This window comes from Candidatus Saccharimonadales bacterium (assembly GCA_035758565.1).
In the GTDB taxonomy this organism is placed as follows: domain Bacteria; phylum Patescibacteriota; class Saccharimonadia; order Saccharimonadales; family UBA10212; genus DASTXL01.
Genome location: DASTXL010000002.1, coordinates 211,573 through 231,778 on the forward strand (window position 1 = coordinate 211,573; position 20,206 = coordinate 231,778).

A 20,206-nucleotide genomic window follows, 5' to 3' on the forward strand; every position below is an offset into this window, starting at 1 on the left:
ATGGATATTGATTTTAGAGTGGCTAAACTTGCCCGCTGGTTGAGTTTTCTCGCGGGCCTCATCATTGTTTTGCTGCCATTTCATGAGTTTTTGGCGGTTTGGCTGGGCAGCAATATCGGCCACCTGGATTTAATCCGTATATGGAAAGAAATTCTGTTGGCGGTTATGGCGGCGCCAGTAGGTTGGCTGGCTTGGCGGGCGCCAAGCTTGCGGACTTGGATCCTAAAGTCGTGGATCTTCAGATTGTACGCTGTCTACATACTACTGCATCTAACAGTCGGCTGGTGGTCTTTATCAACGCACCAGGTTAACCGAGTGAGTCTTATTTACGCATTGTTGATCAACTTGCGTTTTATCGGATTTTTCTTTATTTGCCTGGTGCTGGCTGCCTACAATAGCTGGCTAAAAAATAATTGGATACGCTTGGTCGTTTGGCCATCCGGTATAGTCATTGTCTTTGCCTTGTTGCAAAGATTAGTTTTGCCTTACGATTTTTTGAAGCATTTTGGCTACGGACCGTCCACAATTCCCGCTTATCAAACGGTCGACGCCAACCTAAGCTACCAGCGCGTGCAGTCAACTCTGCGTGGGGCTAATCCGCTCGGCGCTTATTTGGCGTTAATTGTTTCGGCCGTAGTAATTAACTTAAAGAAAAATAGAAATCTTAAAACTCTCCTGTTGTTGGCGGCACTTTTGGCAATGTTTTATACATATTCTCGTAGTGCGTGGGTGGGTTTGGTTTTGTCTTTGGCGACGCTTGCCTATTTGGCGATAAAGAAACTTGATCGGCGTCTAATTTATGCCGTTCTGGCCGTGGTCATTGTTGCTGGCGTTGGTTTATTTATATTTAGAAACACTCAGTCGGTACAAGATACTTTGCTGCACACTAGCGCTAGCTCACACAAACAAAGCTCTAATGCGGCGCGCAACTCGGCTATAGAGCAGGGCGTTAAGGATGTTTACCACCAGCCATTAGGTCGAGGGCCGGGAACCGCTGGGCCGGCAAGCTTTAGAAATAGCGGTCACCCGGCACGTATTGCCGAAGATTACTATTTGCAAATCGGCCAGGAGGTCGGGCTGGAAGGGCTAGCTGTCTTTTTGGCCATAAATCTTTTGGTGGCTTGGCAATTGTGGCAAAGACGGGCCGACAATCTAGCCAAGATTTTGCTGGCCAGCTTGGTGGGAATTAGCTTTATCAACCTGGTTTCGCACGCCTGGGCGGATGATACCCTGAGTTTGCTCTGGTGGGGACTAGCTGGGATTGCTTGCGCGCCTGTTATACTAAAATCAAAGAATAAGCACTATGGCAAAAACCAACCAAAATCACCGCTTGCTCGTCCAGTTCGCTGAATACATGGTTAGCGGCGGGGTATATTTTTGGGCTGGTTATGCTGCCTTTGCGGTTTTTTGGTCGGGCCTGCACTGGAATTTATGGTGGTCAACAATAGTCAGCAACGTTTTTGGCTGGTCGGTTAACTTCATATTGCAGCGTTACTGGGTATTTAAAAACAAAGGGCTCGACAAACAGCAGAGCCAGGTTACCGGCCGCTACATTTTTATAACACTGGTAGATTTTGGCATGAATTATCTGATTTTAGCCGGACTAAAGCGCGTTGGCATTAGTCCCTACATTGGCCAATTCTTGAGTGCTGGCTTCTTTACGGTTTGGAATTATCTTTGGTATCGTTTCTGGGTTTTCCCGGACAAAGCAGACAAAGTTAATTTGAAACTAACGCTGGCTCGCTTTTTTGCCCACCGAGCCCACAGCCATAGTACGGCACGGAGCTAACATGGCTGAGACCATTCGTCCGACCAAAAAACAAAGAGAGCTCCTTGGTTTTATCGAAGCTTTTATTGCCGAGCATGGCTACAGTCCTAGCTACCGTGAGATTATGAGCGGTCTAAATTACACGTCTGTAGCTACGGTGAGTCTGCATATCAACAACTTGATTCGCCGTGGCCATTTGGTTAAGCGTGATCATTCGGCTCGCTCGCTAGAGCTTGTTAAGTCGGCCGAAACTCACGCCAATGTAGTGCCCAAGCAACTGAAAGCCAGCGAAGAAAAATGGCTAGTAGATAAAGTTGAGCTGTTTTTTAAAGAGGTCGAGAATTCGCCAAAAATCGTAGAGCGCGAACTAGACCAACTTTATGTATTAATAGGCGCCCTAAAGGTCCTTGGCGTCGAAGGAGCGGCGCAAGCATTCATAGCCCGATTAACTGATATCAAAAAGAAACAGACCGAAAACCAGTACGTAGCTTAAAGGACACTTAGCGTTCGTGATTGACGTTAATCTCTTGCCAATGTGTCGCCGGCTCAATGGTCTTCACGCCTAAGGCTTTGGATAGACGGCGCAAATTACCGAAGTCGTAGTCCCGAGCTAGATTATCTTCGGTACCGGCTAGCCACTGACGAATATTCTCTCGACCGACCAAAATCTCAAGCTCGAATACGGGGTTGCTCATTCCAAAAGGCAACTCAACGTGCTCATCAAAGTGGGGTCTTAAGGGTGAGTCAAGCAGCTGCCCAAGACAAAAACCATACATTGTTTCCATATAACCAAAACCATCAACTGCTATCGGCTCTGATGATACCAGGGGTTCTCCGCCGAAATCTCTGTCGCTATCTTGAATCTGCTTAGCCACCGGCAGTCTGGCGGTTTTTGCCTCGTAGTCAAACTCTATCTCATGCTTTTTGCCAAGCTGGCCCACCGTCGTAGCGGTTTTTAAAGAATAGCTAAGGTGGCCGCCAAAGCCGGAGCAGCCAGAGGATTCGATGAACCGTCTGATTAAGACAACCAAATCGTCGCTCTCTACTTCAGCAAGCTCGCTAGCTATTCGCTCATAGCGCTCTACCACTTTAGAATTAGTCTTCTCGCCGTAAAGAGCAATGATGCCGTCATGTAGCGGATTGCCGGTGCCGCCTTCGCCGGCTATAATTTGGCGCTGCATCTCGGCAATTTCAGTCCGGGACTCGGCCCTGGCTGCATCAGCAGCTTCTCTGGCTATCCTAGCCGCTTCTTCTGATTCAGCTGTTTTTTGCTTGGCCCCACCCCAAATATCTTCTAAACCTTTTCCCATAGGGCCTCCTATTTAAGGCCACTATAGACCCGCAAATTCTAAAATTCAACAGGAGTGTGGGCGCGGACGTCCTGGGCTTCTTCTTTGGGTTCGACTGCGTTACTGCCGCGCAAAGGCGCTTCGCGCAAAAACAGAGCAGTGATGAATGCAGCCAGCGCAAACGGGATACCGATCAAGAACATATCGTGGAAAGAGCTGACAAAGGCCTGCAAAACGTCGTGCTGAACCTGCGGAGGCAGGTGGGCTAGCTGAGACGTTCCGCCCGTGGTGATATTCTGGGTCGAAATCTGGCTGGCCGACGCAGCGGGCAAGTTTTGACTTAGATGATGAGTTAGTCTGGAGATGAGAACTGTACCAAAAATCGCACCGCCCAAACTACTGCCGATACTACGAAAGAAGGTAGTACTGGAGGTTGCCGTACCCATTTGCGATCGCTCCACCGAGTTTTGAACGGCCAGCGTGGCAACTTGCATAAACGATCCGAGGCCAAGACCGATAACCACCATCCAGGCCGATAAAGCCAGCGCGCTGGTGGTTAGGCTAACGTGACTGAACAGCCACATGCCAAGAACCAGCATCAAAGTGCCAAAGATCGGAAACGGCTTATAGCGACCGAACTTGGTGATCAAACGGCCAGAAGTTATGGACGCTGTCAGCATTCCAATAACTAGCGGAATGGTGTAGAGGCCGGACTTGGTTGGTGAGTAGCCGCGAACAACTTGCTGGTACTGAGGAATGTAGAGAATGGCAGCGAACATGGCCAAACCGGTAAGCAAAGATAGTATTACCGACACCGAGAAGATATCATTCTTGAACAGATGCATTGGTATTAACGGTTCTTCGGCTCGGCGTTCGTGCCAGGCGAACAGTGCTCCAAAAACGATGGTGCTAGCCAGCAAACTGATTATTTGCGGACTGCTCCAAGCGTAAGTTACGCCTGCCCAAACAGTTACTAATATCAAGCTAATGACCGATATGCTCATCATGGCAGCGCCAGCGTAGTCAATTTTGTGTTCGCGTCGAATGGCCGGCAAGTGTAAGCGAGAAGCGACGGCCGACAGAGCAACTATGCCGATTGGCAAGTTGATATAGAAAATCCAGCGCCATCCGGCGACGCCAAAGATAGAGTGGGCGTCGGCAAAGAAGCCGCCAAGCAGCGGCCCAATGACGCTCGCGACACCAAAAACGCCGCCAAAATAACCTTGGTAACGGCCACGTTGCCGGGGCGGAATAACATCGCCAATAATCGCGAGAATCAGGCTCATTAGTCCGCCGGCGCCGATGCCCTGCAAGGCTCGGAAAGCCACCAGCTGGTCCATGTTTCGGGCTAGGCCACACAGGGCCGAGCCAACCAAAAAGATAATAATAGCCGTCTGGAAAATCTTTTTGCGGCCCAAGAGGTCGCCGATCTTACCGTAAATTGGAGTAACGATTGCGCTAGTTAGTAGATAAGAAGTGGCTACCCAAGAATATTTATTGAGGCCGTTTAAATCGGTGGCTATCTTTGGCAAGGCCGTAGAAACGATAGTCTGGTCAAGAGCAGCTAACAGCATAACTAGCATTAGCGAGGTCATGACTACCATGATCTCGGAATGGCTGCGCTCGCCGTGCAAATCCTGGGGCGCCGGCGCGGCCGTTGCCGAACTTAGTTTTTTAGTTAATTTTTTTATCATTCTTGCCTTTCTTTTTGGTTCTTTAGCCTTGTAGCGTTCGCCACCATTTTTTTATAAATCGCATTAAGCTTGCCGATGTCTTCATTGCTGAGCGTTCCAATCATAGCTCGCATACCGCTCACAAGATCGTCGCGAAGATTTTTAACAGATTCCTTACCCTTGATGCTCAGACTCAAGTAGACAATGCGACGATCTTTTTGATCTTGCTCGCGAGCAATGAAGCCATCGTTTTTGAGGGGATCAGCCAGTTGCGAGATGGCGCTCAAACTTACACCCAAGTAGTCGGCAGCTTGCTTAACGCTAAGTTTTTCATGAAAGAAGAGCAGGTGAAGTAGCTCTAATTGAGCTCTAGACAAAAGTAAAGAACCAGTCTTGCGCTCGGCCAAGGCCAAGTGCTTTAGACGGTGGGAATTTTCAAGTATCTCTTGAATCTGATCTTCTTTGTCCATAAAAAATAGTTTAGCTACTTAATACTTTAGCAGCTAAACTATTCGTGTCAACTACTTTGTCAGGAAGTAGGCAACGACTACGACTACCACTACGACAACCAGACCAACGACTAGCAGGGTGCGGTTACTTTTACCTGCTGGTTGTTTAGGGGCTGGGCCGTCTGCTGGTGGAGTTGGACCACCGGCGGGTGCTGGTGCACCTGGAGTTGGCTCCGCTGGTGGAGTTGGTGGTGTTGGCGCCGGAGCGTCTGCTGGTGGAGTTGGAGGAGTTTGTGGTTCCATAATTAGCTAAGTGTCCTTTATTAATATCTTAAATTGTAACACGAGAAGACTTAAGCGTTATAGGCCTGGATGGCATTTGCTAGCGTGGCACGACAAACGTATACTTAAGCGATATGGATGCCGCCAGCAAAGACAGGAATAACAAGCGGAACTATCTGATAGGCTTTATTGTTGGACTTATAATTTTTGTGCCCAGTCTGGTGATTGCCAAGCATCATAGTCTGACCGGCTTTCAGTTGACAGTATTTCATGATGTTAATAATTGGTCTGATTCTCTAAAGACCCCAGCCCTCTGGATAACCGAAGGCTTGGGCGCTGGTTATGCTATTGCGGCCTGTATTTTGGTATCACTCATCTTAAAATATTATCGATTGGCCTGGCGTTTCTTTATAACCATCGGTGGTGCTGGAGTGGTGATGGAAATTGCCAAACAAGTCACTAAAGAACCGCGCCCAGCAGCCTTACTTCACGGCAATAACCTGCACTTAAGGGCAGTAGAAAATGGTCTTAACGGTTTTCCGTCAGGCCACGTAACAGTTACCACGGCAATGGCCTTGACGCTTTGGTTAGTACTGCCTCGCCGCTGGCGATGGTTAAGCGTAGTCTGGATTTTGATTGTTGGCGTTTCACGCCTCTACCTCGGCGTCCACACACCCAATGATATTATTGGCGGTTTTTCTATTGGCTTGGCTGCCGTCTGCTTTTTGGAGATATTGCCACAGGAGTGGTTGCAGAAACTGCACCTCGGGTCAAGTAAACTTCTGGTTAAGAACAAATTTTAACTCAAAGCCCAAAGAATGGGCTAAACCCTTCGATGGCTTGCAGTAACTAGGTGCCAAACAAGGCCGATCAAGGCAACAATTAGTAAGATATGAATGAAGGCACCTAGGTTAAGCACCAGCCAGCCGAGCAGCCATAAAACTATCAAAATAGCGATTATAGTTAGTACCATTTTAGCTCCTTCGTTTTAACTCATATAAGAGTAAATAAAAATGATTTAACGAGCTGTAATAAAGGTCACAGGCTGGCTTTAAGTGCTGGCAGGCGTCAATTTATGCTTTTCGCTTTCTAGGCGAGTAGCAATAGATGCCCAGCGATTCTTTTTGGCGTAGTCGATGGCCCGGTCTAGAGCATCAATGCACTTGTCTACCGCGCCGGCGTCACGCCAAATGCGGGCGATGTTTATTAGTAAGCCGCCGCGGGCTTTGTTAAGTTCTTGCTCCAAAACCGGTGCAGGCGCTTGCTTTCTAGAGATATCTAGTTGTTGGGTTAGCTGCTCTTCGGCAATCTTTTTATAAGTGTTAAGTACGGCTTCGGCTTTATCCGGGCCGCTTTGTCTGGCCGTTTCTATAACCCTCTGCTCAGTTTCAATAAGCCCCGGAGCGGCATCGCTTCTGAAATTAAGAATGTCCGATAAGCCGTCGAGCTGCAAACTCGATAGGCGCTTTTTAATCGGCACTTCGAGATCGCCCACTGAAACCTCCTTATTCTTCCGGACTACGTAAAACTTCCCAAGGCTGATCTTGTTCTTCGGTGCTCATCATCTGGATTTGCTCACTGCGGGCCGTCAGATCCTCGGCATTCGCGAAAGCTTCGTCTTGTGGAAAACTACGGTAAAATTCAATAACCCGTCGATCGGCTCCTTCGGCAGTAGCTAGATCTGCTAAAGCCGCGGCATTAACTGGATAGCTGGCAACACTGTCAATCAAGTTGTGAAGCTCATCAAGGCTGGGTAGTTCTTCCACTGCGATCATAAGAGCCTCCTTTCTAGCGAAACTGGTTATTAGAGTTGGTGCCTTTGGGTGGCGCCGGTGAAAGCTGTTGCTGGTTAGTTGGTGTGAGCCGCCTAGAGTTTAGTGATGCTCGTTTTGGTCTAGAAGAGTGCAACTTCTCATCAGCGGATTTATGCTTGCTCATAACCTCCTCCTTTACGCCAAATCTAAGTATGGCATCAAGGGGCTTTTACCGCTGTGGTATATGCCACACTAACTCTTTTGGGGTTCTTGGATGCGAATTACGAAAAATAAACTAACTATTGTTAATAAACCGGCCACCCACCAGAACGCAGCATAGCCGTTGGTGCTCTTAAAAATTCCACGCGTACTGATTACGGCCACGCCGGTTAGCAGCGGTCCAAGGAACGAACCTATACCGCGGCTTAGGCCAAATAAGCCGCTGGCCGCGCCATGACGGTCGCTGCCAATCAACTTCATTAGAGTGGCGTAAGGCAATATCATGGTAAAAGTGGCCGCTGCGGCAACAACCGGTATTACCAAAATCACCCAGCTTTGTTGGGTAATACCGGCAATAAGTGACCCAAAGCCGAAAATTGCTGCCGCGATACTTAAGGATTTCACGTGGCCAAACCTTTCGCCGATCTTGCCGGAAATAGGAGCCATGATCAGAATGCCTATGGCCGCTACCGGAAAAATTACGCCCGATACAAAATGGGTGCTGCGATGCAAACCTTCGGTAAAGAAAATAACCACAAAAGCTTGAATAGATTGCAGCGTAGCATTCCAAAAAGAGTTGGCAATGGCTAGATTTCTGATATCTTTATTGTTCGCCAAAAAACTGCGAAGATATCGCATTGACTCGCCGAATGTTTCGACATGTTGATGGATGGGCCGGTCTGCCCGCTTAAGAACCATGACCAACAAAGTTAAGGTAACGGCAACCACTAGTCCTGCCGATATAACAAAAGGCAGCGGCTCCCACAGTGTTATTAAAAAGCCGCCAGCCAGCAAGGCGATAAAAGCTCCGACAACGCGCAAAATACCTTCTATACTTCTTGATCGGCTAGCAGATTCATCGGAAACAAGGTCGGGATAAATGGCCCAGTAGGGCGCAAGGTAGGCAAAATATCCTACATAAAAAAGCGCGACCATAGGTACGATTATCCAAAGATTTTCAAAAACGCCCATCAAGACAAGTGACACTGCTATAGCCGCGGTGGCCGGCGTCATATATTCGAACCGGCCTCTTACGGTACGGGCCCGGTCCGATAAAAATCCAAAAACAATCGGCGCAAAAAGTCCAAAGAATCCCTCGGCGCCGATAATAAGACCGATAAATAGCGGGCTAGTTAGTTCGGTTAATTCGGTTGGTAAGAAAGCGGTCAAAATCGTTACCGCAAAGGTCAGCCCAAAGCTAGGTATCCCGAGCAACATTAAAAAGGGCGTGCTGTCACGTTCGGAATCTGTCATATTCTAAAGCCTATAATGAATCTAAGACTACCGGTTTGGCAAGTTGCGGGCCGTGATAAATCTAACGGCCGACTCGGCTGTAAATGGGGTCGAGCAGGCCATGCAATTGCTTCAGTTGGTCCTTGAACCAGTAAGAATAAGCTTCCGGATCTTTGGCTATAAGACTATCTACTTCATCCCAGCTTGCCCATTTGTAAGCTTCGACCTCGTCCGGGTTAGGTGCCGGTTCACTATCCACCGCGCCAACAAAGACCGGACAAATCTCGTTCTCTATAATCCCATTATAAGGAGGCGTCTTGTATCTGTAGTTTTCTAGAATCGGGCGCAAGTCTTTAACATCTGGCAGACCGAGCTCGTATTGAGCGCGCCGCCTGATGGCGGCCTTGATATCCTCGTTAGGTGCCGGGTGGCCGCATACGCTGTTGGTCCAAACTCCAGGCCAAACTTTTTTAGACAAGGCTCTTTGGGTAAGTAAAAATTGTCCCTTTTTGTTAAATAAGTAGCAAGAAAAAGCGAGGTGCAGAGGCGTATTTGCAGTATGGGCTGCTAGTTTGGGGGCTGTCCCGATCGGTTTCCCCTCGTCGTTGACTAAAACAATCTCTTCGTTCACTTAGGGTATGATAACAAATCTTAAGGATCGAGTTGAGCGCAAAGGATCTGTTTGCCTAAGGCATCGACGCAAGTCGAAACCGTGGTACCGCTTGTTCCAATATTAACGCCGGTTCCGGTGCCTGACGGTGAGCTGCTGGTTACGGGCGCTTGAGGAGTGGTTGCCTCGCCGCCGCCCAGACCGCCAACCGTGGGCAGGGAGGCATTCAAATCTGATGACGGTAAGTTTGAGCCCAAGCTATTAATGCTCATTGTGGGCGCAGCCGCAGTAGGTGCCGGCGGGGTAGACGAACTCGAATTACTAGCCGAAGGTTTTGATTCAGACTTGTTTTGGGAATTGAGTGATGTGCTCAAGTTTTTTGGTTTGGCCTGGATGTAAGGGTTTTGCCCGGCACCATACCTACTGCTAAACGAGAAAATTGCGATCACCAAAAACAACAAGGCGAGCAAAGGCAGGCTTATGGTGGTGCCGCGGAATAATCGGGCCTTCATTTGTTTATCCACCCCGTGACTAGCGGTATAAATCATAGACTGCCTCCTTTATAAAGCAGTTTTATTCTTAGTTTAAGGTTAACCAAAACCCGTAAATCGGGCAGTGAATTATCTAACGGGCGGCTTACCAAAAGTCCTTACTGTCTTCGCTTAGAATCTTGCGAATTTCGCGGCGCTCGCGTCGGTGCTCAATAAGTTCTCTAATCATGGCTCCTCCTAGCTGACTTACATCATAGTTGAGGGCTGATAAACTTTCTGCGAACTATATCACCTCATATCGCTCATGCTTGCTAGCGGAGTGAATTAATAACATAATTTGTCTACTAGATTCTATCTTCGCACTTCGACTCGATTGGAGGAATCCCGCATGGCAACCCGCCTGAGAATGGCCAAGACCGTTGGCGAGCTGGACGCCTATGCGCGCCAGCGCGATGAGCAGGTCCGCAAGGAAGCCGAGAACGACGCGCTCTATGCGCCGTTGATCGCGGAGTTCGAGCGGGCGCTCGAGAAGGTCAAGCGCCGGTACAGCCGGGCCACCGGCCGGATTGAGGCCAAGATCAAGCGGCTCGATTCGGCCATGTTGCGCTCAGCCAGGAAGCTGAGAAGGCAGCTGATCCCGGGCACGACCAAGACGGCCAAGCTTCCCTCGGGTGGCGAGATCAGCTTCCGCAGCCAGCCGGACAAGCCGGTGGTTCAGGACGAGAAGGCCGCGATCGCCTGGCTCGCACAGGCCGGCCCCGAGATCGCCGGCAAGTACCTTCGGGTCGAGCCGGAGCTCAACCTCGAGGCACTCGGTCTCGAGGCCAACCGCCAGGAAGCCGAGGCGATCCCCGGCATCAACTTCGAGGAGCAGGAGGAACGGATCTATTACCTGCCGCCGAGCGGTGGTAAGAAGATCCAGTTGAAGGAGGACTAGCGGTTCCGGGCGGTGCTCAGCCGCCCGGAACTTTTGCACTTTAAGAACAATCAAAAGAGCGGCTTTCGAATTAGCCGCTCTTTACTTTTAGAGGAAGGTCGCTATCTACTTAAGCCTCAATATCTTCTGCTAGCTTCAGTTTATCTTCTTTGCTGACGGCGTCTGGACTAATGCCTTGCTTTTCAATCATCTCGTCAACCTTTTTCATTGTGCTCTCGTCTGCCATGTTTGCCTCCCAACGTTTACATTTATAACCATAACTAAAACTATCTAAGCTCACTATGAAATTTATTACGCTGCTTGATAATTGTGCGCGTCTAGGCATATAGTGAAAATAACCTTAAAGGAGGTTCGTAAAATGGGACGACGAATTTTAGCGGCGGGACTTTTACTAGTAGTTATAAATTTCTTGTGGCTGGCGGACTCTACCAACCACGTCAAAATTGGCCTTATTTGGCTGGCAGTCGATGTGGCCTTGTGGCTGCCGGAACTCCGCGAGCTAAGCGCCCGGCTTTAGTTTTTAAGCCAGGTGGGCGTGATCGTTATAAATCCATAGCCGCCAAGCATGATCTTGTTCGAATTCGGGTTCGTAACGCAGGGCGCTCAAAGCCGTGTTGTCCATGCTCGTCATGTTATGAAAATGCCGAAGACTTGACCCATCTAGAATTTCTCCGAGCAAAACACGCGCCACTAAAGTTCGCAAAAAGAGCCCATGGGTGACTACTAAGATTCTTTGTTCCGGTCTTTGCTTTAGCAATTGCAATACCCTATCTGCGCGCTTGACTATATCGTCAAAGTTTTCGCCGTCTTCAACCCGCATGCCAGGCGTATACAGACTTTCCGTCCATTGCCGCCAGGTATCATTGGCTTTCTGATCGGTGTACGGCTTGCCATTGACGCTGGTTGGCTTAATTCGTTCTACGAATAGGTCAGAAAATTCAGGATTCTTGCCGGTAGCTCTTGCTATGGCTTCGGCAGTTTGTCGAGCGCGGGGGAGCGGGCTTGCTAGCATAGCTTCGAATTTCAGGTTTGCTGCCCGTGCCGCTATCTTTTTTGCTTGGGCTTGTCCAACGGCACTAAGGGGCGAATCCAGCCCCTGAAATACGGGCGCGACATTGTCTTCGCTTTGGCCGTGCCGTACGAAGTAGACAACTTTTGTCTCTTTACTCATCCTATCTAGATGATACCAGCTTTAGGTGCTGAGACTATAAGTTTAGTGCGCCACCGACATTAACAGTTTGGCCGCCAATCTGTGCGCTGGGGGCAGGCAAAGGTAGGCCTGTGTTCGGAGTCGAGGTGGCAGATGTTGTCGGGGTGCTGCCGTTACTGCTTGCTCCTGGATTGCTAGCACTAAACGACGGCGGTATTACTTCGACCGATGGCGCAGTAACTTGGACAGTGGGCGTAGAAATTGTGCCTGATCCTACAGCCGCTACCGGCTGATTCCTGCCGGCGGTAGGGCTGAGATTCACCGACGGAGTGGTTATCTCGGCAACCGGAGTTTTGACGGCTGCTGAAGGTACGCTCGCGATTGGCGGATTGGTGCTAGCGGAAACGGGCGGAACGGTCGTCGAACCCACAGGAGTATTTGCGGTGATTGCTGGAGTAGAAACGGTGGTTTCTGGAGGTAAGCTGGTGGTAACGAGCGGGGTAGAAGGAACTGACGGAAGACTGGTCTTTGGCACCGGTGCGGCAGTGGGCAGAGGACTTAGAATAGGCGCAGCGGGCGGTGGGGTTTTTGCTAGGTTGGCTGTCGAAGTTGATGAATCCGTCGGGGTACCGGTGCTAGGCTTTTGGGTTGAGAAACTTCCATTAGCCGAACCGCGTTCCGCTGTTTTGGCGGCCAGGACTGCAGGGCCTTTCTGATCAGAATTTTTATTATTTTTTGACGAAGAGCTGCCGTGGTTACCGGTTCCGGCACTAGATCCCAGCGTTAGGGTTGCGGCATTCGGAGCCGCTGCCATCGCTACGGCAATGTGCGGGTTACGTCCATTGGCGCTGTTGATACTAAATGTTAAAAGGGCTGCGGCCAGAACCGTGGCCGACAATACCGGCAAAGTTAGAGAGCCGTCTCGAATCGCTCGAGGACCTATTTGTTTGTCTACTCCTTTTTCTAATGTGTAAACCATAATTCCCCCTATAAAATTCGATGTCTAAAGCTAGATCATTGCTTAACAGTTACCAATGATAGGGGAGTTCGGCCAACAAGGCCGTCAGCCAAGTTACGACATGGCAGCTAAAATTTTACGCATAACTTTGTGGCATTTCGGACTAGTCAAATTAGATAGTGCGGGGTGTATAATTAAATCGTAATTTAAAAACAGAAAGGGGGTAATCTTGAGTAAAAGTCCTAAATCTTACAGGCAGGTTCAAGTAGCTATGTCGCGGGAGGTACGCGCCAGCTAGTTCTACCCCACTTTAGGTAAGGCTTGCCAAAGTAGGCCAGAATACCTTAGCCGCCCCGGATCCCGAGGCGGCTTTTTGCTGGTTGTGGCTAGGTCTAAACTAGCCGGCCAGGTATTTTTCTAACTTGTCGAACTGCTGAGCAAAGCCGTACTTCATGCCTTCGATGGCGGCGCCAGCCTTTGGCCCAACAGACTTAACGGTGACTTTTAGAGTCATTTTGGTTTTGCCGTTTTCTTCGTTGAAGCTGAGTTCTTGAATTTGGTCAATTAATGTAGCTTCTTTGTCGCCTTCGGTGTATGCCTTCGCAGCGTAAACCAGCTTAGAGTTGGGCTCAACGACCGTAAACTTGGCCTCCATTGGCCAGCGGGTACCGGCGTATTCGCCCATGCTCTCGTCGGCTTCCATAACTATGTAAAACCGGCCGCCGACCTCAAGCTCTATTTCGCATTCAGGTATGGTCACATTGTTCGGCCCCCACCATTTTTTGAGTTCTTCCGGATTTGTCCAGGCCTGCCAGACCTTTTCAACCGGTGCGTCATAAGTCCGTTCAAACACTACTTCTTTTGCTGCTCCCATCACGGCTCCTTTCTTAAACTAATTTGTTGCTGCTTGCTCAAGTTCATTAATATCAAGCTTCTTCATCTTTAAGATAGCGGCCATAGCCTTCGGATTTTCAGAAAACTCGGCAATATTTTTTGGCACGATCTGCCAACTGACGCCGAATTTATCTTTGCACCAGCCGCAAATTTCAGACTCGGGAACAGCCGACAACTTTTCCCAATAGTAATCAATTTCTTCCTGGTTTTCGCACGGCACCATAAATGATATTGATTCGTTGAACTTAAATTCAGGGCCGCCGTTTATAGCCGCAAAATCTTGGCCGTCAAGCTGAAAATAAACAGTCAGTACGCTGCCGATGGGTTTATGCGACGGAGAGTCATTGGTATATTTTGTTGTTTTTAAAATCTTAGAATTCTTAAAAACCGAAGTATAAAATTCAGCCGCTTCTTCGGCTTGGTCGTCGAACCATAAAGAGGGCGTTATTTTTGGCATAAGCTTATCCTTTCGCTTCTTTTAAATACTTATCGAGCGCGTCAAGCCGGTCTTCCCAAAGCTTGCGATACCACTCTAAATAATCGTCGGCACTTTTTAGCGCGGAAGGTGATAGGGCAACAAATTGCTGCTTGCCGTGGCGGCGCTTAACAATCATTTTGGCTTTTTCTAAAACCTTTAGGTGCTTGGATATGGCGGCAAAAGACAGTTCATAATTACCGGCGACTTCGCCAACCGATAGTTCTTTTGTGGCCACGCGCCGTAAAATATCGCGCCGAGTTGGGTCAGCCAAGGCGCCAAAAACCGAGTCTAATTGAAATGTATATTCAACCATATGGTTGAATGATATATCAGGCCTGGTTCTTAGTCAAGGAAAGGATTAACAAATTTATTATTTGGACTTAGATTGTTTAGAAAGGGCCCACTTTACCGACGGACTGATTGGCTTATCGGTGCGGTGGATGCAACCAATCCAGCAGCATGGCCGGCGCATTCCGTCTTTGAGTTCGGAGACCACGCGCTTAACGTGCTCATCCCGGGTCTTCTGTTGCTTGACCGTTATTGTCCAGCAGATCCACTCGTTGCGGGCCAGCGGCGTGATATCTTCCCAGCGCTCCAGCGCCAGTGCGTCAGCTTCTAGGGCTTTGGCTAGATCAGATGGCAGAGCGTGTACTACACCACCAGAAATTGTCTTGCTGCTCATATACTTCCTTTTTATTTCAAATGAAGATTTATGTCAAAGCGGTTTAAAAACTCGCGTACGTTTGGAAATAAATCTTCTTTGGCGGCCTCGTCGACGCTGAAGTAGCGCAGCTCAACGCACTCATCCGAAGGCGTAAAGTTGAGGTCTTTGAGCTTCACTTCGTAAATGACGTTGGCTATATAAGAGTCGTGCTCTAGCCGGGGCGAGGTAATAAAGTATTTGGGCGACGGCGAAACATAGGTAACCACTAAGCCGGTTTCTTCGTGAACTTCACGCTTAAGGCCGACTATCGGATCCTCACCGTGGTCGAGCCCACCTCCCAATAGTTCCCATTTGCCGTTACTTTCTTTTGATAATAAAAAGCGGCCGGTTTCATCTAGGGGTAAAGCTTTTACGCTGACCCGGTAATAGCACTGCTCGTTCATCTAAAAAGTATAGCAGCATGGCGGGCGGGCTAACCGGTGTCGCCCACGCCCAAATCTTTGAGCAGGATTATCAGCCGGTCCTTTTCTATATCAGCGCAATCAATCTCCTGTTCGTGGGCGATAATATATCCCTGTAGCAGTCTTTGCAGCAGCAAGGCATCGCCCCGCCACATAAAATTTACCGAGTAGGGGTTGGCCACAAAGTAACGCGAAGATATTCGCACCGATCCAAAAAACGGCCCGACGTTGGCTTCGACGCTCAAGATGTCTCGAATGGGTGTACTGGTAATTGTAGCTACCTTGAAGAAGGCGCGAGTGGCGATGGTTAGTTTTTCGCGGTCTAGGGTGATTGTATCCGGGAACAAAGTAAAAGGAAAAACAGTGTTGGCCTTGAACAGAATATCGTGGGACTTTACCGCTACGCCAATCAATTTCCTGGGACTTGGTTGGCCTCGGGACTTATCTTTATCCGGTGTTTTTTGACGAATAAGTCCACGTCGCATTACGGCCCGCTTGATAGCTTCAAAAACATCAATTACGTCTTCAGGAGAGCCGCTGTCCAAGTTAGTCTTGCGTACCATTTTGACCTCCTGTGGTCTTGCTAAAAGTTTAGCTGGCTTGACTTGTTTGGGCAGTAAGTTTTACCACATCGCTTGCAGGTTCTAGGCTCATACAGGCAGATTTAGTTGACCCGCAGCTATCTCAGGCCTATATTCTTAAAACAGGGATTAAAAATGGACAAAATCGTAACACATATAATTTTTGTACTAATAATGGCGGCCGTTATAATTGCCGTGGACATGGCGTTTTTTAGACACCACTTTTGGTACAGGCTAATGGTAAACGCCGGAATCGCGCTGGTTGCCGTAGCTTTCTATCTGAGGTTTCTCAACCGATAAGACCACACAGCATTGGAATACTAAGTTATCCCTTAAGGCAACAGATCGCTTTTACGGACTTTCTTTCTCTGGAAAGATTAATATATCTAGTCGGGGTTGGCTAACGACTTCCCAAGACGTTCTGAACTCTCCGGCGTTCATCTTCTTCGGTTGGCAGCCACGAATATCCCGCCATATCATTTTTTGCCATGGTATGGGCTGGTACGTAAGAAGGTTGCTCGCGTTTATTTTCATGCTCCAAGCGCTGCCGTTCGATGTGTCTGGCGAATTTTTCGGCGCAGTGAAGGTTAACAAATCTAAAATCATAGTTTTTGACGGGTGTATGTAGTATCACGGTCGCAAATAGCGTGTGGACATCGAACTCAACTCCGGAGATGACATCGTAGCTGACTTCGTCGAACAGTTCGACCATTGGTTTTTTATCCAAGTAGACAATCCTTTCTGACGTAGCGATTAACATGGCCGAGTTGGGTCCGTGCTGGCCGTAAATTGCGGCTTCGATATGTTCGTTGTCGTGAAGTATTTTTGGCAGGTAACGGCTCTCGGACTTGAGCAGTCCGTAGGCTGTAACGCCGGCATCCAAAAGTTCGTGCCTGATCCTTGCTGCTTTTTGTTTGGGTGTTTCACGAAGTGGGTTGCGGTAGCGTAAAGGACTCACGGACTGAAGGGCAGGTCTTTTTCTTGCCACGCTGTTGTTTATACGAAGGCTGACTTTGCCAAGCCGGTCTAACCCTTTATTTACAGCTTCGACTATATCGATGGACACCTCATCCGGCAAAAATATGATTTGTCTTGCTTGAGCGCTTGCCACTACATCTTCTCCCACTGCCATTATGGGAATCGCAGACGTTGCTATCTATGTCTTAAATCACGTACGCTTTTACAAATCTTTGCCTAGAAATTCCTCTAGTTTCTCCAAATTGGGAATTTGAAGCTCTTGCCGGTTTTTGATAATCAGCTCCCTTTTGCCTAAATTGCTTAGACTTCGGCTAACAGTTTCTCTGGTGAGGCCAGCTCGGTTGGCTAGCTCTCTTTCATTTAGCTTTAAAACAATTCTGCCATCAGCCTCAATTTGACCAAAGCGCCTTGCTTGATTAATAAGTTCATAGAGCAACCGTGTATTGGCGGTGCCGCCCATGAGGTGCGCCATTCTCCGCAGGACTCCATCGACGCCGGAGTAAACGCGCGCTAGCAAATCAAGCATTACGTCCGGATTAGATTTTAAAAATTTTAGGACATCGTCTGGTGGGGCTAATTTGACGGAAGCATCGGTAGCGGCCTCAAAAAAGTAATCGTTTTCTGTTTTATCTATTGCCCAGCTCATTGGGAAGAAGGCGGGAGGCTTAAATATGTTCACAATAACTTTTTCACCAGCCGGCGAAATATCATATTGCTCTATTTGGCCTTCGAGAAGATGGATGATTTTTGTGGGACTGTCATAAGCCTGAATGATCACTTCGCCCTTCTTGTAGTCGGCGGAAGGGTAGCTAGAAAAAAACTGTTCGATCTTGTTTTGCGTGTCTGCCTCCATAATTACGACTATATGCCAGCGTCGATATTAATCAAGTGCCACCTGCGTGCACAAACCCCACGCTCTATAAGAGCACTACCAATTCAGAAATTTAGAAGCTAGTTCTGGTCTGTAGACAATTGCCACAGGAAAATTGAGCTGGGATTGATAAGCATTTAAAAATATTCTTCTGGCTCCCGCTAGTGGACGCACTTCGGAACTTTGAATTCCTAGCAGACTATGACCCTATTGCACTTCCTTAACTCTTATGGTTAATTATGGATGTAACCTAAAAAACAAAAATGCTTCTCGAAACTTCGTCCCACGCCGAGCACAAAGAACCCTTTAATCCCGACAAGATTGTAAGTGTTGGCGAAGTCGTGTTAGAGGAGTCGGTTGAAGCGTCTAAAAACCTCTTAGGAGAACTAGATCCTTTAAAAGCTACTGCTGAAGCCAGAATGCAGGATCGGCGCCAGTCGCTAGTTAACGATTTAATCCAACAGGGTTTAATAGATGAGAGCTTCAAAAGTAGACTTGAAGCTTTCAATATAACTGCGAGCAGGGATCGTAAAAAATGTGTAGACTCGTTAGAACATATATTGCTTGGCGATAGACATGGTGGATGTCATCACCTTCGAACAATTCTAGCCTTAGATGAATCAAGGGGCGCTCGACCCCCAACCTTCTACAGAGGAGTTGGCTCACCTGTTGGGGGCAATAAAGCAAAAAAATTAAGAAAAAAACAGACTGTACAACCAAATGGGGCGTATTGGGCATTTCATATTGATATAAATGGGCGTGAAAAAAAGCGGGGCTCAGCCATGTTCCCCGATAACTGGTCGACCAAAAAAGTACTCAATTCAATTCTAGAAGTATCAAAAGCAGAGCCAACAAATGATGTTCTAAATGAATCAGTTTGGAAGCACCAAGCAGCAGTCGATGGAGTGTTGGTTATTGTCAAAACGCGTAAAGCGAACGGAAAGATCATCGCAGCATTCCCCGATCCGTTTTGGAGGCCAAAGTGAGCGATTACGAAAGAACTGCTGCTCCAGACCCAGAGCTAGAAGAGGGTCTAAGAATTGCAGAAGAAATAATACAAGAAAATGTAGGCCAAATTTACCATAACGATCCATCTAAGTTAGCTGGCGAACTTGATCAAGTAATCAGAGGTGAGCACGGCGAAGGATTCATTATCGAGGATGAAGGCGAGCTAAGATCTTTAAGTGTGGGCAAGGACCAGACGACAATAAGGGACGAGACCGGCCCCGAAACTCAATTTTATAATGTTCCAAGCGTTTCCCTCTCTAGCCTTGTGCATCAGATTACGCATGATTCACAGGAAAGTCGTAAGCCTGGCTTTAACGAGCTCCAAGCAGTGTCTGAAAACGAAAAACCGCTTGAGGCTGTCCGAGTAGATAATAGAGTGACGTGGGTTAATCCAGACTTTAACCACCCCTTCAATCTTCATGTAGATGAACCAACACCACTAGGCGTAATGGTTAAACCGCACATTTCGGATTTGGAAAAGGACACTACTGTGCTGGGACTTTTTAATCACAGACGTAGTGTCTTATTGGAAAGGGTTCAATTTACGGATAAGCAAGGAGTGGTCTACAGAGACATTGACTCGAAAGGCTCTGGCTTTGTGCTGCCTGTCGATGGGGTGTTGAAGGGCCATGGAACAAACACATGGGAAGTCACCCGCGGCAGAGGTCTATTAAATTTAGATAAAGCCGAAAGAGATTTACAAAATGGAGAGGCTTTCTACAAGGCTGGCATAAGAACCGTAAGAACGCTAGCAATTGTTGAGTTAAATGAACTACTTGATGACGAAGGAAATAAAATTACTCCTAATGAAGCAAAATCACGAGGTTTAATAGATGACCGATTTTCTCCTGTGCTTGAACTGAGGGCGTTCGGTACAAGAGCCCGGATGAGAGACCTTCTGTTTGACTCAGACGGTGAAGGGCTAATTAAGGATGCGATATCACTAGTAGCCGCAGAAATTGGGGTTGAGCCCGATGAATTTAGCCCCGAAGACTACCTAATCTGGTTTGCCAAAACGCTTGGGGAGAATATGAGAAAGATACATGAGTTAGGCTATGTGCATGGGTCTTTGCACGAAGGCAATGTTACCCTGGACTGCAGATTGGTTGATTTCGATGGTGTGAGAAGTTTATCAGGTGGTGATGATGACACAAAAGCTAAATACTTTTATGCTGAATCAAAAGCATCGCACATAGTTTGGGATGCTCTCAGAGAATCAGTTGCAACAGCCTTTCCAAATATAGGTAGTTCATATGCTAAGACTGGAGTCAAAGACGAATTGCACGAGAGCATTGAGAACGCTTTCGAGCAAGGTTATGGTGGGGGGAGAGACCAGTTATTAGATAGGTACATATACGGCGAAGATTGGAACGACTAAGCCCTGAAAAACTTAAAATAAGCACTTCTTTCAAAATGCTTATGCTTGGCTCCGGGGACTGGGTGACGCTTCGCTACTAT

General features: G+C 48.0%; 28 protein-coding genes. 8 read left to right on the forward strand and 20 right to left on the reverse strand.

The window, feature by feature from the left end; translation table 11 throughout:
- Genes VFT49_03625 through VFT49_03635 form a run of 3 tightly spaced genes read left to right on the forward strand, consistent with a single transcriptional unit; the run spans window position 1 to window position 2,261 of the window.
- A complete protein-coding gene (locus tag VFT49_03625; protein ID HEU5005146.1) occupies window positions 1–1,350 on the forward strand; it encodes an O-antigen ligase family protein in 1,350 nt (449 codons plus the stop codon).
- Window positions 1,304–1,789: a GtrA family protein gene (locus tag VFT49_03630; GenBank protein HEU5005147.1), complete on the forward strand. Its 486-nt coding sequence runs from the start codon at window positions 1,304–1,306 to the stop codon at window positions 1,787–1,789. Before VFT49_03625 ends, VFT49_03630 begins: the two co-directional genes overlap by 47 nt.
- 1 nt (window position 1,790) lies before the next feature.
- A complete protein-coding gene (locus VFT49_03635) occupies window positions 1,791–2,261 on the forward strand; it encodes a hypothetical protein (GenBank protein HEU5005148.1) in 471 nt (156 codons plus the stop codon).
- 7 nt (window positions 2,262–2,268) lie between these two features.
- On the opposite strand, the gene VFT49_03640 is transcribed toward VFT49_03635, so the two are convergent.
- Genes VFT49_03640 through VFT49_03655 form a run of 4 tightly spaced genes read right to left on the reverse strand, consistent with a single transcriptional unit; the run spans window position 2,269 to window position 5,482 of the window.
- Entirely contained in the window at window positions 2,269–3,078 is an 810-nt protein-coding gene (locus VFT49_03640; GenBank protein HEU5005149.1) for a hypothetical protein, read from the reverse strand.
- Between the two features lie 38 nt (window positions 3,079–3,116).
- Window positions 3,117–4,751, reverse strand: a complete 1,635-nt coding sequence (locus VFT49_03645) for an MDR family MFS transporter (GenBank protein ID HEU5005150.1) — start codon at window positions 4,749–4,751, stop codon at window positions 3,117–3,119.
- Entirely contained in the window at window positions 4,748–5,200 is a 453-nt protein-coding gene (locus tag VFT49_03650; GenBank protein ID HEU5005151.1) for a MarR family transcriptional regulator, read from the reverse strand. Before VFT49_03650 ends, VFT49_03645 begins: the two co-directional genes overlap by 4 nt.
- A gap of 51 nt (window positions 5,201–5,251) precedes the next feature.
- Window positions 5,252–5,482, reverse strand: a complete 231-nt coding sequence (locus VFT49_03655) for a hypothetical protein (GenBank protein HEU5005152.1) — start codon at window positions 5,480–5,482, stop codon at window positions 5,252–5,254.
- Window positions 5,483–5,595: 113 nt separating this feature from the next.
- Here VFT49_03655 and VFT49_03660 point away from each other — a divergent pair, with 113 nt between their 5' ends.
- The gene (locus tag VFT49_03660) at window positions 5,596–6,264 is read left to right on the forward strand and encodes a phosphatase PAP2 family protein (protein HEU5005153.1); all 669 of its coding nucleotides are present in this window, start codon (window positions 5,596–5,598) and stop codon (window positions 6,262–6,264) included.
- Window positions 6,265–6,512: 248 nt separating this feature from the next.
- On the opposite strand, the gene VFT49_03665 is transcribed toward VFT49_03660, so the two are convergent.
- The 6 genes from VFT49_03665 to VFT49_03690 form a co-directional block, all read right to left on the reverse strand.
- The gene (locus VFT49_03665) at window positions 6,513–6,956 is read right to left on the reverse strand and encodes a hypothetical protein (protein ID HEU5005154.1); all 444 of its coding nucleotides are present in this window, start codon (window positions 6,954–6,956) and stop codon (window positions 6,513–6,515) included.
- A gap of 10 nt (window positions 6,957–6,966) precedes the next feature.
- Complete coding sequence (locus VFT49_03670; GenBank protein ID HEU5005155.1) at window positions 6,967–7,236, reverse strand: hypothetical protein; 270 nt, start codon at window positions 7,234–7,236, stop codon at window positions 6,967–6,969.
- A 13-nt stretch (window positions 7,237–7,249) separates the two neighbouring features.
- The gene (locus VFT49_03675) at window positions 7,250–7,399 is read right to left on the reverse strand and encodes a hypothetical protein (GenBank protein HEU5005156.1); all 150 of its coding nucleotides are present in this window, start codon (window positions 7,397–7,399) and stop codon (window positions 7,250–7,252) included.
- A 68-nt stretch (window positions 7,400–7,467) separates the two neighbouring features.
- Entirely contained in the window at window positions 7,468–8,688 is a 1,221-nt protein-coding gene (locus VFT49_03680) for an MFS transporter (GenBank protein ID HEU5005157.1), read from the reverse strand.
- A gap of 61 nt (window positions 8,689–8,749) precedes the next feature.
- Window positions 8,750–9,298, reverse strand: coding sequence for an isopentenyl-diphosphate Delta-isomerase (gene idi, locus VFT49_03685; protein ID HEU5005158.1), 549 nt, complete (start codon window positions 9,296–9,298; stop codon window positions 8,750–8,752).
- 20 nt (window positions 9,299–9,318) lie between these two features.
- The gene (locus VFT49_03690; protein ID HEU5005159.1) at window positions 9,319–9,825 is read right to left on the reverse strand and encodes a hypothetical protein; all 507 of its coding nucleotides are present in this window, start codon (window positions 9,823–9,825) and stop codon (window positions 9,319–9,321) included.
- A gap of 331 nt (window positions 9,826–10,156) precedes the next feature.
- Here VFT49_03690 and VFT49_03695 point away from each other — a divergent pair, with 331 nt between their 5' ends.
- Both VFT49_03695 and VFT49_03700 read left to right on the forward strand, forming a co-directional pair.
- Entirely contained in the window at window positions 10,157–10,705 is a 549-nt protein-coding gene (locus VFT49_03695; GenBank protein HEU5005160.1) for a host-nuclease inhibitor Gam family protein, read from the forward strand.
- A 358-nt stretch (window positions 10,706–11,063) separates the two neighbouring features.
- Window positions 11,064–11,222 (forward strand): hypothetical protein, encoded by a 159-nt coding sequence (locus VFT49_03700; GenBank protein ID HEU5005161.1) that lies wholly within the window; start codon window positions 11,064–11,066, stop codon window positions 11,220–11,222.
- A gap of 3 nt (window positions 11,223–11,225) precedes the next feature.
- On the opposite strand, the gene VFT49_03705 is transcribed toward VFT49_03700, so the two are convergent.
- From VFT49_03705 to VFT49_03750, 10 genes are all read right to left on the reverse strand, one after another.
- Window positions 11,226–11,876, reverse strand: a complete 651-nt coding sequence (locus tag VFT49_03705; GenBank protein HEU5005162.1) for a histidine phosphatase family protein — start codon at window positions 11,874–11,876, stop codon at window positions 11,226–11,228.
- 34 nt (window positions 11,877–11,910) lie between these two features.
- Complete coding sequence (locus VFT49_03710) at window positions 11,911–12,834, reverse strand: hypothetical protein (GenBank protein HEU5005163.1); 924 nt, start codon at window positions 12,832–12,834, stop codon at window positions 11,911–11,913.
- 376 nt (window positions 12,835–13,210) lie between these two features.
- Window positions 13,211–13,687 carry an SRPBCC domain-containing protein gene (locus VFT49_03715; protein ID HEU5005164.1) on the reverse strand — a complete coding sequence of 159 codons (477 nt, stop codon included), beginning with the start codon at window positions 13,685–13,687 and terminating at the stop codon, window positions 13,211–13,213.
- A gap of 18 nt (window positions 13,688–13,705) precedes the next feature.
- A complete protein-coding gene (locus VFT49_03720; protein ID HEU5005165.1) occupies window positions 13,706–14,164 on the reverse strand; it encodes a VOC family protein in 459 nt (152 codons plus the stop codon).
- 4 nt (window positions 14,165–14,168) lie between these two features.
- Window positions 14,169–14,498: a metalloregulator ArsR/SmtB family transcription factor gene (locus VFT49_03725; GenBank protein ID HEU5005166.1), complete on the reverse strand. Its 330-nt coding sequence runs from the start codon at window positions 14,496–14,498 to the stop codon at window positions 14,169–14,171.
- Window positions 14,499–14,555: 57 nt separating this feature from the next.
- A complete protein-coding gene (locus VFT49_03730; GenBank protein ID HEU5005167.1) occupies window positions 14,556–14,867 on the reverse strand; it encodes a YdeI/OmpD-associated family protein in 312 nt (103 codons plus the stop codon).
- A gap of 11 nt (window positions 14,868–14,878) precedes the next feature.
- A complete protein-coding gene (locus VFT49_03735; GenBank protein HEU5005168.1) occupies window positions 14,879–15,292 on the reverse strand; it encodes an NUDIX hydrolase in 414 nt (137 codons plus the stop codon).
- A gap of 29 nt (window positions 15,293–15,321) precedes the next feature.
- Entirely contained in the window at window positions 15,322–15,873 is a 552-nt protein-coding gene (locus tag VFT49_03740) for a hypothetical protein (protein HEU5005169.1), read from the reverse strand.
- A 418-nt stretch (window positions 15,874–16,291) separates the two neighbouring features.
- Window positions 16,292–17,023 (reverse strand): PH domain-containing protein, encoded by a 732-nt coding sequence (locus tag VFT49_03745; protein HEU5005170.1) that lies wholly within the window; start codon window positions 17,021–17,023, stop codon window positions 16,292–16,294.
- Window positions 17,024–17,071: 48 nt separating this feature from the next.
- Complete coding sequence (locus tag VFT49_03750; protein HEU5005171.1) at window positions 17,072–17,722, reverse strand: Crp/Fnr family transcriptional regulator; 651 nt, start codon at window positions 17,720–17,722, stop codon at window positions 17,072–17,074.
- 281 nt (window positions 17,723–18,003) lie between these two features.
- Between VFT49_03750 and VFT49_03755 the strand changes: the two genes are divergently transcribed.
- Window positions 18,004–18,726: an EndoU domain-containing protein gene (locus VFT49_03755; GenBank protein ID HEU5005172.1), complete on the forward strand. Its 723-nt coding sequence runs from the start codon at window positions 18,004–18,006 to the stop codon at window positions 18,724–18,726.
- Window positions 18,723–20,126, forward strand: a complete 1,404-nt coding sequence (locus VFT49_03760) for a hypothetical protein (protein ID HEU5005173.1) — start codon at window positions 18,723–18,725, stop codon at window positions 20,124–20,126. The genes VFT49_03755 and VFT49_03760 overlap by 4 nt, the downstream gene beginning before the upstream one ends.
- The last annotated feature ends 80 nt before the right edge of the window (window positions 20,127–20,206 follow it).

Coding starts and splice junctions, on each gene's coding strand:
- VFT49_03625 (HEU5005146.1), top strand. CDS start 1: ATGGATATTGATTTTAGAGTGGCTAAACTTGCCCGCTGGTTGAGTTTT.
- VFT49_03630 (HEU5005147.1), top strand. CDS start 1,304: ATGGCAAAAACCAACCAAAATCACCGCTTGCTCGTCCAGTTCGCTGAA.
- VFT49_03635 (HEU5005148.1), top strand. CDS start 1,791: ATGGCTGAGACCATTCGTCCGACCAAAAAACAAAGAGAGCTCCTTGGT.
- VFT49_03640 (HEU5005149.1), bottom strand. CDS start 3,078: ATGGGAAAAGGTTTAGAAGATATTTGGGGTGGGGCCAAGCAAAAAACA.
- VFT49_03645 (HEU5005150.1), bottom strand. CDS start 4,751: ATGATAAAAAAATTAACTAAAAAACTAAGTTCGGCAACGGCCGCGCCG.
- VFT49_03650 (HEU5005151.1), bottom strand. CDS start 5,200: ATGGACAAAGAAGATCAGATTCAAGAGATACTTGAAAATTCCCACCGT.
- VFT49_03655 (HEU5005152.1), bottom strand. CDS start 5,482: ATGGAACCACAAACTCCTCCAACTCCACCAGCAGACGCTCCGGCGCCA.
- VFT49_03660 (HEU5005153.1), top strand. CDS start 5,596: ATGGATGCCGCCAGCAAAGACAGGAATAACAAGCGGAACTATCTGATA.
- VFT49_03670 (HEU5005155.1), bottom strand. CDS start 7,236: ATGATCGCAGTGGAAGAACTACCCAGCCTTGATGAGCTTCACAACTTG.
- VFT49_03675 (HEU5005156.1), bottom strand. CDS start 7,399: ATGAGCAAGCATAAATCCGCTGATGAGAAGTTGCACTCTTCTAGACCA.
- VFT49_03680 (HEU5005157.1), bottom strand. CDS start 8,688: ATGACAGATTCCGAACGTGACAGCACGCCCTTTTTAATGTTGCTCGGG.
- VFT49_03690 (HEU5005159.1), bottom strand. CDS start 9,825: ATGATTTATACCGCTAGTCACGGGGTGGATAAACAAATGAAGGCCCGA.
- VFT49_03695 (HEU5005160.1), top strand. CDS start 10,157: ATGGCAACCCGCCTGAGAATGGCCAAGACCGTTGGCGAGCTGGACGCC.
- VFT49_03700 (HEU5005161.1), top strand. CDS start 11,064: ATGGGACGACGAATTTTAGCGGCGGGACTTTTACTAGTAGTTATAAAT.
- VFT49_03705 (HEU5005162.1), bottom strand. CDS start 11,876: ATGAGTAAAGAGACAAAAGTTGTCTACTTCGTACGGCACGGCCAAAGC.
- VFT49_03710 (HEU5005163.1), bottom strand. CDS start 12,834: ATGGTTTACACATTAGAAAAAGGAGTAGACAAACAAATAGGTCCTCGA.
- VFT49_03715 (HEU5005164.1), bottom strand. CDS start 13,687: ATGGGAGCAGCAAAAGAAGTAGTGTTTGAACGGACTTATGACGCACCG.
- VFT49_03720 (HEU5005165.1), bottom strand. CDS start 14,164: ATGCCAAAAATAACGCCCTCTTTATGGTTCGACGACCAAGCCGAAGAA.
- VFT49_03725 (HEU5005166.1), bottom strand. CDS start 14,498: ATGGTTGAATATACATTTCAATTAGACTCGGTTTTTGGCGCCTTGGCT.
- VFT49_03730 (HEU5005167.1), bottom strand. CDS start 14,867: ATGAGCAGCAAGACAATTTCTGGTGGTGTAGTACACGCTCTGCCATCT.
- VFT49_03735 (HEU5005168.1), bottom strand. CDS start 15,292: ATGAACGAGCAGTGCTATTACCGGGTCAGCGTAAAAGCTTTACCCCTA.
- VFT49_03740 (HEU5005169.1), bottom strand. CDS start 15,873: ATGGTACGCAAGACTAACTTGGACAGCGGCTCTCCTGAAGACGTAATT.
- VFT49_03745 (HEU5005170.1), bottom strand. CDS start 17,023: ATGGCAGTGGGAGAAGATGTAGTGGCAAGCGCTCAAGCAAGACAAATC.
- VFT49_03750 (HEU5005171.1), bottom strand. CDS start 17,722: ATGGAGGCAGACACGCAAAACAAGATCGAACAGTTTTTTTCTAGCTAC.
- VFT49_03755 (HEU5005172.1), top strand. CDS start 18,004: ATGCTTCTCGAAACTTCGTCCCACGCCGAGCACAAAGAACCCTTTAAT.